This window comes from Aliamphritea ceti, assembly GCF_024347215.1.
Lineage (GTDB): Bacteria > Pseudomonadota > Gammaproteobacteria > Pseudomonadales > Balneatricaceae > Amphritea > Amphritea ceti.
In genome coordinates this window covers 137,523-151,333 of sequence record NZ_AP025282.1, presented here as the reverse complement: position 1 = coordinate 151,333, position 13,811 = coordinate 137,523, and the positions used below count along the sequence as shown (strand labels likewise).

Below are 13,811 nucleotides of genomic sequence, written 5' to 3'. Positions count from 1 at the left end.
GAATTCACAATTGATATATTTTTGCCCATGGATTAGATAAACTAATCCAAAATATCAGTAACTAAGTCTTTGATATACGGTCTCAAACATCTGATGCCTGCTTAGAAGAACTCAGTAAACAACCGAAAATTGATACAGCGCATACCCTTCGGCAGAAAAAAGACAGATACTGCTGAAATACATAAAAACTGTTTAATAAATAAACAGTCTTAAATTTGAATAATTCATAACCGATAAGAATAAAAACTGACTATGGCCCGACGTCTCCCACCTCTGAACAGTCTGAAAGCGTTTGAAGCCGCTGCCCGCCGTCTTAGTTTCACGGTGGCAGCTGATGAGTTACACGTCACTCAGGCCGCAATCAGTCACCAGGTAAAGTCGCTGGAAGAATATCTGCAAACGCCTTTATTTATCCGCTACCCGCGCAAGCTGGAGCTGACCGAGCCCGGCTCAGAGCTGATGTCTAAACTCAGTAAGTGCTTTGACGAAATGGATTCCGCCATTAGCGGCTTGCTACAACAACACAACCGTCAGGCACTAAAACTACGTATGGGGTCAGCCTTTGCGGCCAAGTGGATGTCTCCACGTCTGCCGGAATTCAGCCAGCAGTATCCGGAAATTGATTTATCTTTTAACTATTCACAGGTCATAGCTGACTTTGACAGCACAGATGTCGATGTCTGTATAACCTTCGGTAACGGTGAGTGGACGGGGCTGGAAGCCTATCCGATTATTCACCTCGACTTTTTCCCGGTGTGCAGCCCAGCGCTGGTACATCGCCATGGTGACATTACCTCACCCCATCAACTGGCCGATTTACCCCTGCTGCACGATCTGGATTACTACACCTGGACGCAATGGTTATTACAGGTAGGTGCTAACGACGTGAATCCACGCCGGGGCAGCATTTTGGATGACAGTAACGTATTAATGCAGGCCGCAATTGATGGCCAGGGCATCGCGATGTGCTCCACCGCTCTGGTGTCTGACCATCTGGCGGCAGGACATCTGGTACGTCTGTTTGATGACACCTTCATCAGCCGCTGGGCATACCATCTGGCATATCCAAGTAAAAACGCCCACAACCCCAGCATCGTTGCCTTTCGCGACTGGCTGCTGACTCACGCTAATCTGGATATCTGAAGGGTAAATTTCAGGCAAAAAAATCCCGGGCAGGGAATTTACTGACGACTACAAAAGTAATTTCAATAAATACCAGGCAGGCCCGGGCATAAAAAGATGTACAACAAATTGAAGTAGACAGCACCAATCGTTTGCGAATAATCACATCCGCTCAGTACTGCCAGATTATAAGCTACCGGAACCGGCACCTCTTGCCTAACGAGTAATTCTTATCCGAGCATATAGATTTTTAATAAGCTATTTTTAATACGAAAAAAATTCGCACTATAACGACAAAATCCCAATGAAAGTCGGTCGGTAATGGAATGAAAATATCGCAGAAAATACCAATAACAAAAAGACGCTCAGCTCTACTTTAGATATCCCAATAACACTAAGTCCTATCCATTGTTCGACTGTTCTCAACTCTCTCCAAGCTTCTCAATACAAAAATCAATGAAACATCTCACTTTCATTGGCACAAACTGCCGTTGTGGATAAACAATATAGAAGGGTGTCGCCGGCGGTTCGTATTCAGTAAGCAGCGGTAAAAGTGCCCCGGTTTGAAAATCATCTCTAAGCAGAAACTCCGGCAATAAACTGATCCCTATACCACCCAGCGTTGCTTTTTGTGCCGCTTCCATACTGTTTACCGAAAGCCGACCATTGACCTTCACAGTAATCGCCTCACCCGTCGGTTGAGCCAGCTCCCAGCGGCTGGAACCATCATCACAGAAGAGTACGCAACTATGCGACATCAGCTCATCCGGTGTTGTCGGTATACCGAACTCCTCAGCATATTCCGGCGCGACACAGAGCTGCGATCGCGACACTCCAAGCCGGCGGGCAACTAAACTGGAATCTTCCAAATGCGCTACAAACCGTACCGCCAGATCCCAGCCCTCCTCAACTAAATCAACCACCTGATTAGTCAGATGCAAGCTGACTGAAAGTTGCGGATAGCGCTTCATAAATTCTGGTAGCAAAGGGGCAATTAAATTTTGCCCCATCGCCAGAGGTGCCGTAATTCTTAACCTGCCAGAAGGCTGAGAATGCAGCGCCTGAGTACTGTCTCGCATCGCATCAAAGTCATCCAGTAATGCTTGCGCCCGCAACAGAAAGTTTTGCCCTGCTTCCGTTAAAGACACTTTACGCGTGGTGCGGGTTAACAAACGCACACCGAGGTCACTTTCTAACTCTTTAACGTAGCGGCTAACAACAGAAGCTGCTGTATTCAGATCCCGGGAAGCGGCCGAAAAGCTTTCTCGCCTGGCAACCTGAGTAAAAGCACGTATCGCTGAGATGTAATCCATTATTCGAATTTCTCGATTAATAATTTGCCAGTTTAGCCAATTATCATCATTTATAGATCAGTTTACAGTAACTCTCATGATGAACGACGTAAATACAAACCGGGAGTCAATCATGGAACAACGTTACCAACAGCAAATTACAGAGACCTATTACCTCACATCGGGCAGCCTGCGCTTACTGGAAACCGCCCTGATCCAGACACCAGCGCTAACTGTTCATGAGCCCGTAAATACTTCTCATAAATGCTGCACCAGCAATCACGCAACCTTACACAACGGCACCCCAAATAATTTATAAACATGAACAGGTAAACAGTCGCCTGTAGAAAATAGTTAAGCCTGGACAGGCCGCCCTTTATGGCGGCTTGCCTATAAAATAATAAATGTTCTGACGGCTACTCCGCACTAAGCCAGCATCCGCTTCACTCAATGCCTAAACCTTACGACCTGCATTTCTGATACGCTTACCAGGCTTACTTTGCTCATTCAGGAAATCGGTTTTCATATGGATCAGGCCCAAATCGAAACAAGCTTGCAAGCACTTGCCCTGCAAGATGCTGATATTGCCAGAGCATTTGCGCAGCTTGGCGCGCCTCCACCCCGGGTAAGACCGGCGGGATTTCGCACCTTTCTAAATATTATTGTTAGCCAGCAGCTATCCACAGAATCAGCAGCGGCCATTATGGGTCGGGTAGAAAATCTGCTCACGGTGAATGGAAGCCAGCCACTTCAGGCCAGTAGCATTGATAAACATACCGATGAAGCATTGCGGGCAGCAGGTTTATCGTTTCGCAAAATTGAATACATCCGTGGTCTCGCATTGGCGGTAAATAGCGGCCAGCTAGATATTGACGGGCTGGCAAACCTGCCAGATAAAGCTGCTATCGATGCTATTACTCAGCTACGGGGCTTCGGCCCATGGAGTGCAGAAATTTACCTGATGTTTGCCTTACACAGGGAAGACATCTTCCCCGCTGATGACCTGGCTCTGGTTACAGCACTGGGTAAGTTAAAGCGTCTGGACACTAAACCCACGGCCAAACAGGCCCGGGCGCTCACCGAACACTGGTCGCCCTACCGCAGTGCTGGTGCGTTATTTTTGTGGATGTATTATCGCGGTGCACCGGTCTGAGCTGGCAAACAGCAGCAACTGTTACCCTCATAAAATATTGCTGTACGTTTTCCATCGAAGTCGCGAACCTACATAAACTTCGCGTGACAAATTCAGGAAGACTCTCTTACTATACTCCGCTGGCACAACAATCAGGTTCGCGAGATTCCCCCATGATAAACCTCAGTCCGGCTAACATCATTCTCAATGCTGATTCCTATAAGGCCTCTCACTTCCGGCAATATCCGCCGGAAACCGCACTGGTATCCAGTTATATAGAAGCCCGCGGCGGTGAATACGCGCGTACCGTTTTCTTTGGCCTGCAGATGTTTCTGCAGGAATATATCAGCAAACCGATAACCGCAGCAGACATTGCCGAAGCTAAAAGTATTATTGAAGCCCACGGCCTGCCTTTCAATGAAGCCGGTTGGCAACATATTCTTAATAACCATAACGGCTACCTGCCGTTAGAAATTCAGGCCTTGCCGGAAGGCGCTGTCGTGCCAACACAAACCGCCCTGGTGCAGGTTATCAATACTGATCCTCACTGTGCCTGGCTAACCAGTTATATAGAAACCGCTCTGTTACGTGCAGTCTGGTATCCAACGACAGTGGCAACCCTCTCCTGGCACTGCCGTCAGACCATTCAGCATGCCCTGCAAAAGACCGCAGATAACTGTGACGGGCTGGACTTTAAACTCCACGATTTTGGCGCCCGGGGTGCCAGCAGTGAAGAATCCGCAGCCATTGGTGGCGTCGCACATCTGGTTAACTTCCTGGGTACAGATACCATCAGCGGTTTACTGGCGGCACGGCGTTACTATGCTGCCGACATGGCAGGGTTCTCAATTCCCGCGGCAGAACACAGCACAATTACGGCATGGGGCCGTGAGAACGAAGCCGCAGCCTACAGCAATATGCTGGAAGCTTTTGCCGGCCCAGGCAAACTGGTAGCCGTTGTCAGCGACTCTTACGACCTCTGGCATGCCATAGATAATATCTGGGGCGGTGAGCTGCGCGAACGGGTTATCAACAGTGGAGGAACTCTGGTTGTCCGTCCGGACAGCGGCGATCCTGTCAGCGTCGTCAGTGAAACCCTTGAACGACTCATGACAGTGTTTGGTTACACCACCAACAACAAAGGTTTTCGGGTATTACCGAACTATGTACGGGTAATTCAGGGTGATGGTATTTCCCGGCTTAGCATCGCGGCTATTCTGGCCGAAATGGAACAACGAGGTCTGAGTGCCGACAATATCGCCTTCGGCATGGGCGGCGAACTGTTACAAAAAGTTAATCGCGATACGCTCAACTTCGCGATGAAAACCTCTGCCGTGAAAATCGCTAACCAATGGCGCGACGTATACAAAGATCCGGTCACCGATACCGGAAAACGCTCTAAGAAAGGCCGTCTGGCAGTTATCCGTAATCAAACCGGCGAACTGCAAACCATACGTGAAACCGAGCTTGAAAATCAGCAGAACCTGTTAACGCCGGTATTCCGTAATGGCGAACTGCTGAAAAAATTCAGCTTTGAGGAAATCCGTCAGCGTGCCCGGCAGGAAATCAGTTGAGCAGATACATCCGGACTGATAGCAAAATAAAAGACAGACACAAAAAAAGGGCTGACGATTCACACCGTCAGCCCTTTTTAATATCCGTTCAGACAAATCAGCTTTTCAGAGCAGCCTGCTGAATAGCAGTGATTTCAGTAATGCCTTTTTCAGCCAGAGCCAACATGGCATTCAGCTCATCACGTGAGTACGGCGCACCTTCTGCCGTACCCTGTACTTCAATAAAGCCGCCATTGGCATTCATAACAACGTTCATATCCGTTTCGGCATCAGAATCTTCAGCGTAATCCAGATCCAGTACCGGCTCACCTTTATAAATGCCAACAGATACCGCAGCAATCGCATATTTAACCGGATCACCTTTCATTGCACCGTGCTTGTCAGCTTTCAGATACGCAATCGCATCCATCAGTGCTACATAGGCACCTGTGATAGATGCTGTACGGGTACCGCCATCAGCCTGGATAACATCACAGTCGATAGTAATGGTGTTTTCACCCAGTTTTTTCAGATTCAGGCAGGCACGCAGTGAACGGCCAATTAAGCGCTGAATTTCCAGCGTACGGCCACCTTGCTTACCCCGTGATGCTTCACGGCCACAACGGCTACCCGTCGCACGTGGTAACATGCCGTATTCAGCCGTTACCCAGCCAGAACCGGAACCACGCAGGAAACGGGGAACGCCACGCTCAACCGACGCCGTACAAATGACCTTAGTATTGCCGAACTCTACCAATACCGAGCCTTCGGCATGCATAGTGTACTGCCGGGTGATTTTCACCTCGCGCATTTGGTCCGCTTCACGGTTGCTTGGGCGAATCGTCGCCATACCCAGGTTTTGTAACTGATCGGAGATAGAAGAGCTCATGAATACTAAATCTCTGCTTGGAGTTGCGCTACGACATAGAGCCGAGCCAATCGGGCTGATAGAATGTCTTGGAAATGTGAATTCTAATCGAGAATAGACAATATGACACGTAGTATGACCGCTTTTGCACGTCAGGAAGTTCAACATAGCTGGGGCAGCCTCACTTGGGAAGTGCGATCAGTTAACCATCGCTACCTGGAACCTCACCTGCGCCTGCCAGAAAGTCTGCGGGATCTAGAAGGCCCATTGCGTGAACAGCTACGTAAAAACCTGAGCCGCGGTAAAGTTGAATGTACTCTGCGTTTTGTCGCAGAAGCACAGTCACAAACGCTAACGGTCAATCAGGACTTTGCCGGTGAACTGGTTGCCGCGGCTCAACAGGTGGCAGATATTATTGCTAATGCCCAGCAACTGGATCCGCTTGAAGTACTGCGCTGGCCAGGCGTTTTACAAGATACAAAACTGGATATGGACGCAGTTAAAAAAGCCGGACTGGAGCTATTTAAGCAAGCCCTTGCCGAGCTGATCGAAAACCGTGGCCGTGAAGGTGCCGAACTGGCGAACCTGATCGACCAGCGTCTGGATGCCATTACTGAAATCGTCACCGACGTACGTACTAAGCTGCCAGGCATTCTGACCGCACAGCGGGAAAACCTGCAGGCCCGTCTGGACGAACTTCAGGCAGAACTGGACCCAACCCGTCTGGAACAGGAAATGGTTATCCTGGCACAAAAGGCCGACGTCGATGAAGAAATGGATCGCCTGAACACCCATGTGCAAGAAGTAAAACGTGTCCTGAAACAAAAAGGCCCGATCGGCCGCCGGCTGGACTTCCTGATGCAGGAACTCAACCGCGAAGCGAATACCCTGTCATCCAAATCAATCGTCAGCGACACCACGCAAAGCGCGGTAGAACTGAAAGTACTGATCGAACAGATGCGCGAGCAGATTCAGAATATTGAATAAAGCTTAATCAATAGAAAAAGCCCTGACTGTTCAGGGCTTTTTTAGTTATCAGCTGCCACTCACCATCTTCTTCTACAAAAATTTTGCCACCAGCACATCAATCATCTGATCTATGTATATACTTTAAATATCAGCCGCCACTGAACCTTGTAGCCAATGGAAACCTTGCAGGCAGGGCCTTTACTTGAACAGTTCAGCCTCCCCTATTTCAGGGAGCTGGCCAGTTTCGGCGCATTGTCTGATGAAATGATTAGTAACATGGTGCACAAAGGTTTCTGTGTTCAGCTGGAGCAGGGGGAAATTCTCAAGCCATATGAATCACCGGTCGACGGTTTCAGTATTGTGCTGGAAGGTGATATCGCCTTTTACAAACACTGTGAAACCCACGACGTACTCACCCGTCACTTCCTCGCCGGCGAACAGATCGGCTTTGACTCAATGATCGCAATGATCCCCAACAGCGGTACCGAAATCGCCTTTGATGACAGCATCGTGCTGCAAATCAGCGCCTCACAGTTCTTTGATTTACATGTGGATTTTCCCAATGACTTTGGCCTGTTTATGATCAACCTGTCCCGCGAGTTATCCCGAGAAATCGCCATGCTGGAAGATGTCGTTGGTAAGAGCACTGGCTGGCAAGCATAAGGCTCTGTAATTTTACTGTGTTACAAAAACTTAGAATCTTCGGTCCGTATCTAAAACCAAAAGCAATATTTTTTATTAAACAATTCTCAATTGTATTGACATACATAAGCATCGTTCATACATTGTATGACAAATGTAAACGCCGGCACGGAGAGCTCGCGCATATGTCTGGAAAAAGTCACACCGTCAGTGTCAGATTATCTCAGGAAGACTATGATTTTCTGGCCTCATCCAACTGGCAGAATGCCAGTACCCTCAGCGAAAAAGTCCGTGAACTGATCATTCAGGCACGCCTTCACGATACCATCAGCAATACGCATGTTGCTTTGCATAACAGCTATACAGAATACTTGCAGGCATTATTGCAACAGGTTCAGAGCCTGGAACAAAACGAAAATATTCACTCCGAAGTTTTACAAACTTTATTGCTGACGTTGCCTCAACTGACTGCAGCCCTGCCGCAAGATACATCGTTGAGCGCTACGCACTTAAAAAATACTGAAACAGATCTGACTGAACTGATATTCCGCTGTTTCAGTAACCTACTTCGCCTGGCCATTACGGAAAAAGGCCCCAGTTACGATCCGGACATTACCGTCCGCCACTTACGCGCCTTGCAGCCAACCCTGGAGACATTACTGTCCCTCCCGCATATCAAAACAGTATAAGGAACTTACTATGAACGAATCTTTGCTCTCGCGAATAGGCCGGATCGTCTCCGCCTCCGCAAACTCACTTGTCGACAGCGTCGAAAATATGGCACCGGCCATTGTTCTGGAAGAAGCAATTCGGGAAGTAGATCAGGCAATCGGTGAAGTCCGTCACGAATTAGGTCGCCAGGAAGCGGCTAAACACCTGACCAGCAAACAGCTCATCAACGAAAATGAAGAACATGAACAACTGAGCGAACAGATTCAGGTGGCACTGCAGGCAGAACGGGATGATTTAGCAGAAGCTGCCGTCGCCCGGCAAATGGACATCGAAGCACAAATTCCAGTACTGGAACGCAGCATCGAAGATCAGAAAGAGAAAATTACCGAGCTGAATCAGTATGTTGCTGCTTTACAGGCTAAAAAACGGGAAATGCAGCAAGGACTGAATGACTTACTTAAAAGCCAGGCAGCAGCTGACCAGCCAAACAGTAACGGCAATACGCCGGGCAATTCAACCAGCCAGCAGGTAGATAAAGCCCAGTCAACATTCGACCGGGTCATGACGAAAGCGACCGGCAATCCCGCCCGGGAAAATAATGCCGATGCAGGCAAGCTTGCCGAGCTGGAAGAGCTGTCACGCAACAACCGCATTCAGGAACGTCTGCAACAACTGAAAGCTGCTAAATAAGGATATTCTATGGGGCTTCTATTTGCCGCCGAGAACAGTGCGTTCCTCTGGGCGATGACCCTCATGCTGATCATTGCCATTTTTGAGGGCGTCGCTATGGTCATGGGTGCCGGTATTTCTCAATTTCTGGATAACCTGCTTCCGGACGTAGATATCGACGTCAGCGAAGTAGATATGAACGCAACTCCAGGAGCACTGAGCATAGTTCTGGGCTGGTTTTATCTGGGTAAAGTGCCGGCCTTAATCTGGCTGATCCTGATGCTCACCAGCTTCGGTGTCGGTGGCTATGCGATTCAGGGAATCAGCCAGTCGGTTACGGGTATATATCTGCCCGGAATCCTATCGATACCCGCCGCATTCTTCTGCAGCGTGTTGTGTATACGCCTGAGTGGCAAAGCATTCAGCAAACTGCGCCTGCAAGATGAAACCGAAGCGGTCAGCACTGATAGCTTCATTGGTTCGCTAGCAACTATCGTCATCGGTGAGGCCCGCAGGGGGCTGGCCGCCGAAGCCCGCCTGACCGACAGGTTCGGCACTACCCATTACATTCGTGTTGAACCGGACGATGAAGCAGAAACCTTCAAAGCCGGTGAAGAAGTTCTGCTGGTTCGTCAGATCGGCAGTAAATTCAGTGCAATCAAATCAAACAATCAAAATCTAACCGATTTATAAGGGAATGGAGTTACAGGATGTCTGATAATTTAATAAGTACTCTGATACTGGCAGGGATGTGCTTCGTAGCACTGCTGGTTATAGGCATGATTTTTTCACGCCTCTATAAACGTTCCAGCAAAGAAATCTCATTTGTCCGGACTGGTTTTGGCGGGCAAAAAGTCATCATGAACGGTGGTGCACTAGTGTTCCCGGTATTACACGAAGCAATCCCCGTGAACATGAATACCCTGCGCTTGGAAGTATCTCGCGCCCAGCAAGCAGCTCTGATTACTAAAGACCGCATGCGTGCGGACGTTTTAGCCGAGTTTTATTTACGCGTTAAACCAGATCAGGATGCAATCGCAAACGCTGCGCAAACCTTAGGTGGCCGGACACTGGACCCGGATGCTCTGAAAGATATGATCGAAGGTAAATTCGTCGATTCACTACGAACCGTCGCTGCCCTGATGGACATGGATGAACTTCACGAACAGCGCGCTCAGTTCGTTCAGCAAGTACAGGAAGTAGTAAGTGAAGACTTGCTGAAAAACGGCCTGGAACTGGAATCTGTCAGCCTGACAGGCCTGGATCAGACAATGAAAGAATATTTCAATCCGGATAACGTCTTCGATGCTGAAGGTCTTGCTAAAATGACCGCCAAGATTGAAGGTCGTAAGAAAGAAATCAACGACGTTGAACAGGAAACTAAAGTTTTAATCGAACAAAAGAATCTGGATACTGAAAAACAAACCTTAGAAATCAACAGGGAAATGCGTTACGCCCAGTTAGAACAACAGCGTGAACTGGAAATACGTGAGGCAGAGCAGGCAGCTTCCATCGCTAAGCGCAGAGCTGATCAGAATAAAGAAGCACAAACCGCTGAAATTATCTCTGAACGTGAAATCCAGGAAGCAAGAATCTCCGCTGAGCGCCAGATGAAAGCACAGGAAATTGATAAACAGCGGGATATCGAAACCCGCCAAATAGAAAAAGAAAAAATTCTTAAAGAACAGGATATTGAACGATTAAAAATTCTTGAATTGGCAGAACAGGAACGGGAAATTGCCGTTGCTGAAAAATCCAAAGCTAAGTCACTGGCCGACGAACAGGCTAACACCGCACTGGCAGAGGCCGTACGTGCAGAAGAAGGTGTAGAGACAGCACGTGAAGTTGAAAAAGCTGAGCGTGATAAACGCATTGAAATCATCGAAGCACAAAAAGAAGCTGAAAAGCAGGCAACCGCGATCCGGGTTGCAGCAGAAGCCAGTAAAGAAGCCGCTGCCGACGATGCTGAGGCCGTCACCATTGCTGCTGAAGCGGAAGCAACCGCGGTCCGTATTAAAGCCCAGGCTGACGAAGAACGCTTCCGCATTGATGCTGAAGGTACTCGCCTGATGAACGACGCTATGAACCAGCTCAACGATGCGCAAATCACACTGAAGAAAGTAATGAGCTTGCATGACAATCTGCCAAACATTATTGGTGCCAGCGTTAAACCTCTGGAAAACATTGATGGTATGAAAATCATCAGCGTTGAGGGCCTTAACGGCAAGCAAACGAGCTCTCTAAACGGCGATACATCATCAGCCAGCAATAGCAGTAAGAGCCTACCTGAAGCGCTTGTTGATAGTGCTCTACAACACCGTGTGGCGGCGCCGTTAATCGACAGTTTAATGGAAGAAGCCGGCATTTCAGCCGATCTGAGAAAACTTCAGACAATGGACGGCTGAGCAGCCCAAACAAGGAAGAACCCGATGCAATGTCCAACTTGTAAAGATCAGCCGCTGTTGCCAACCAAACTGGAAGAACAACTACCGGCGAATGGCTGTCGTCAGTGTCAGGGAGCTTTATTGCCGCTACTTACATACCGGCAATGGGCCGAAACTTATTCGGCCAAAACCAGCCCCCCAGTCTGCGAAGTCAGTGAAGAAACAGATGCAGCTGATAACGGCAATGCCATCGTTTGCCCTAAATGTTCAGGTTTTATGACCAAGTTTCGCATTAACAACGATACAGACAACCGCGTAGATCTTTGTGGCAGCTGCGATGAAGCTTGGCTGGACTCCGGTGAATGGCAGTTACTTAAACAGCTGGAAATGCAGCATAAGCTAAATAACATCTTCACCGAAGAATGGCAGCGCCGGGTAAGACAGGACCAGACCCGGGAACATTTTCGCAGTGAATATGAGCAACTATTTGGTGAAGACTATAACCATTTACAAGAGTTTCGACTCTGGTTGGAAGACCATCCAAAAAAAGCCAGCATGTTACGTTACCTGAATAATTCTGATCCTTATCAGGCATAACATCCCTCCCTGGCCGATACCGGCCAGGGAGCTTCCTAATAACTTCGTATTGAAAAAGTAAAAGATACATTACTTACCTAAAGACACCCGGTTTTTACCTCCAGTCTTAGATTTATAAAGTGCGACATCAGCCCGGTGTAAAGCTGATTCAATAGTGTTTTCGTTACTGAGGATCATCGAAAAGCCAATCGAAATCGTAACAGGCACCGGACACTCTTCCGTCTTTTCAATATGCAACTGTTCAACACGCTGACGAATAAGTTCCGCATACTTACCTGCCTGCTGGCACGAAGTATGTGAGAACAACATAACGAACTCTTCACCACCATAGCGGGCCACAAAGTCAGTCTGACGCTTCCCCTGATCCAGGCATGCCGCCAACGCGGCGAGAACACTGTCACCTATCTGATGGCCAAACTCATCATTGATTCGTTTAAAGTTATCCACATCAATTAACGCAATGGCTATAGAGCCACCATAGCGCTGCATTCTGGAGATTTCTAACTCGGCGCATTTATAAAAAAATCGCCGGTTATACAAACCGGTCAACGCATCCGTTTGGGCCTGAACTGTCAGTTCTGACTTCTCACGTTCAAGAGCATTAAATTCTTTCCGGGTACGCTTAAGGTGCATAACAACCAGTGCGGCAGCAAGCCCCAGAAATGCATAAACAAAGAACGATAAAATCAAATTGTTACTCAAATTACTGCGCAGTGCCTTCTCCACGTTATCTTTCGGCTTAGTAACCACAGCCCAAAGCTGATATTCAGGAAGATACTGCCAGGCAACTAATCTGACTTTATTGTCATAGGGTGAAAGCGCCTCACTGTGAAAAATCATGTCAGAGCCGCTGGCTGGTTTGGCAGGCATTTTCCGCACCGTCTGGTCTATACCGGCAGCCGGTATAGGCACTCTCATCAACGTCTTACCGTTCTCCTTGAGAATAGCGAGACTATAGTCACCCAGTACTAACTGCTTTTCTAAATCACCATTGAGTGACTCTACGGTCACAAGTACAACCGTTACGCCATCAAATGAGCCAAACTGGTCTTCCAAGGGTCTGCTTATGGAGAAAAACCACTTGCCATCGCGAGCCCGGGAACGCTTCACTGCGCTGATATAACGGGTCATGGAAGGGTTATCTCTGAGCTCAGTGTAAAATTCGCGGTCAGCCGCTTTCGGTGCAGCGCCCTCACCAGTCCAATTAACAGTGACGCCATCACGGTTCATATACAGCATATCCATGATTTTGGGATCAAGTGCATGCAGGCGTTTGAGCTCATTATCGATATTGCCGGTATGCTTTCTATTTCTCAGATCTTTGGCAATATAATCATATTTTTCGAGTGATTTTTTTACATAAGCCTGAAATACAGACAGCTTAGCTTCAGTGATTTTGACAGCTGTATTGCGGATGTCTTCGGCCTCAGCCGTGTTTTTTTGCCATAACAGAATACCTGATGAAACACAGGCCAGGAGTGTGATAGCGGTCACATAAACATAGGCAGATATACCGTATGTTTTACGCTTATCTAATGAAGAAATACTGTTCATCGTATTCATGCTGAAGACTCACCCTACAACTAGCGGCCATGTAAACATTAAATCCAGCATACATAATTTATTTTATACAGGGTAACTGTTTATTAACTTGCTGAAATAACTGCTTTTACATAACCTACAAGCCGAAACTTAATTCGGTTTACTTTTCTATTTGAGCTCCTGACACCATCTGAAGAGACTAATCCCGACTAAAGAATAATCTTGCCGTCCTGTTCTTTCATGCCTTAAACCATCAGCCAGACGATTTGCTTTCAAAACCTATACCCCGCTTGTCCCCCCTTCACTCCATCGTCTATATTATTCTGACGCCGGAATTCCGCGGCAGCCCGGACGCCGATTTTCAGCTGT

14 protein-coding genes are annotated in these 13,811 nt (G+C 47.9%); 11 read left to right on the top strand and 3 right to left on the bottom strand.

The window, feature by feature from the left end; all coding sequences use genetic code 11:
• The first annotated feature begins 252 nt into the window (after nt 1–252).
• Nucleotides 253–1,143, top strand: coding sequence for a transcriptional regulator GcvA (gene gcvA, locus OCU49_RS00640; RefSeq protein WP_261843098.1), 891 nt, complete (start codon nt 253–255; stop codon nt 1,141–1,143).
• Nucleotides 1,144–1,544: 401 nt separating this feature from the next.
• Here gcvA and OCU49_RS00635 read toward each other — a convergent pair whose 3' ends face one another.
• Nucleotides 1,545–2,435 (bottom strand): LysR family transcriptional regulator, encoded by an 891-nt coding sequence (locus OCU49_RS00635; RefSeq protein WP_261843097.1) that lies wholly within the window; start codon nt 2,433–2,435, stop codon nt 1,545–1,547.
• Nucleotides 2,436–2,547: 112 nt separating this feature from the next.
• Here OCU49_RS00635 and OCU49_RS00630 point away from each other — a divergent pair, with 112 nt between their 5' ends.
• The 3 genes from OCU49_RS00630 (at nt 2,548) to OCU49_RS00620 (ending at nt 5,120) form a co-directional block, all read left to right on the top strand.
• Entirely contained in the window at nt 2,548–2,733 is a 186-nt protein-coding gene (locus tag OCU49_RS00630; RefSeq protein ID WP_261843096.1) for a hypothetical protein, read from the top strand.
• A gap of 207 nt (nt 2,734–2,940) precedes the next feature.
• Entirely contained in the window at nt 2,941–3,567 is a 627-nt protein-coding gene (locus OCU49_RS00625) for a DNA-3-methyladenine glycosylase family protein (RefSeq protein WP_261843095.1), read from the top strand.
• Nucleotides 3,568–3,719: 152 nt separating this feature from the next.
• On the top strand, nt 3,720–5,120 hold the full coding sequence (locus tag OCU49_RS00620) for a nicotinate phosphoribosyltransferase (RefSeq protein WP_261843094.1): 1,401 nt from the start codon (nt 3,720–3,722) through the stop codon (nt 5,118–5,120).
• Nucleotides 5,121–5,217: 97 nt separating this feature from the next.
• Here OCU49_RS00620 and rph read toward each other — a convergent pair whose 3' ends face one another.
• Nucleotides 5,218–5,988 (bottom strand): ribonuclease PH, encoded by a 771-nt coding sequence (rph, locus tag OCU49_RS00615; protein ID WP_261843093.1) that lies wholly within the window; start codon nt 5,986–5,988, stop codon nt 5,218–5,220.
• Between the two features lie 102 nt (nt 5,989–6,090).
• On the opposite strand from rph, the gene OCU49_RS00610 reads away from it, so the two are divergent.
• From OCU49_RS00610 to OCU49_RS00580, 7 genes are all read left to right on the top strand, one after another.
• Nucleotides 6,091–6,954, top strand: a complete 864-nt coding sequence (locus tag OCU49_RS00610; RefSeq protein WP_261843092.1) for a YicC/YloC family endoribonuclease — start codon at nt 6,091–6,093, stop codon at nt 6,952–6,954.
• 156 nt (nt 6,955–7,110) lie between these two features.
• The gene (locus OCU49_RS00605; protein WP_261843091.1) at nt 7,111–7,599 is read left to right on the top strand and encodes a cyclic nucleotide-binding domain-containing protein; all 489 of its coding nucleotides are present in this window, start codon (nt 7,111–7,113) and stop codon (nt 7,597–7,599) included.
• 164 nt (nt 7,600–7,763) lie between these two features.
• Nucleotides 7,764–8,267, top strand: a complete 504-nt coding sequence (locus OCU49_RS00600; RefSeq protein WP_261843090.1) for a hypothetical protein — start codon at nt 7,764–7,766, stop codon at nt 8,265–8,267.
• A gap of 10 nt (nt 8,268–8,277) precedes the next feature.
• Entirely contained in the window at nt 8,278–8,940 is a 663-nt protein-coding gene (locus OCU49_RS00595; RefSeq protein ID WP_261843089.1) for a PspA/IM30 family protein, read from the top strand.
• A 9-nt stretch (nt 8,941–8,949) separates the two neighbouring features.
• Complete coding sequence (locus OCU49_RS00590; RefSeq protein WP_261843088.1) at nt 8,950–9,612, top strand: YqiJ family protein; 663 nt, start codon at nt 8,950–8,952, stop codon at nt 9,610–9,612.
• 17 nt (nt 9,613–9,629) lie between these two features.
• On the top strand, nt 9,630–11,324 hold the full coding sequence (locus OCU49_RS00585) for a flotillin family protein (RefSeq protein WP_261843087.1): 1,695 nt from the start codon (nt 9,630–9,632) through the stop codon (nt 11,322–11,324).
• 24 nt (nt 11,325–11,348) lie between these two features.
• Entirely contained in the window at nt 11,349–11,900 is a 552-nt protein-coding gene (locus OCU49_RS00580; RefSeq protein WP_261843086.1) for a TFIIB-type zinc ribbon-containing protein, read from the top strand.
• A 69-nt stretch (nt 11,901–11,969) separates the two neighbouring features.
• Here the strand turns inward: OCU49_RS00580 and OCU49_RS00575 are convergent, their stop codons facing one another.
• On the bottom strand, nt 11,970–13,463 hold the full coding sequence (locus OCU49_RS00575) for a sensor domain-containing diguanylate cyclase (RefSeq protein WP_261843085.1): 1,494 nt from the start codon (nt 13,461–13,463) through the stop codon (nt 11,970–11,972).
• Between the last annotated feature and the right edge of the window lie 348 nt (nt 13,464–13,811).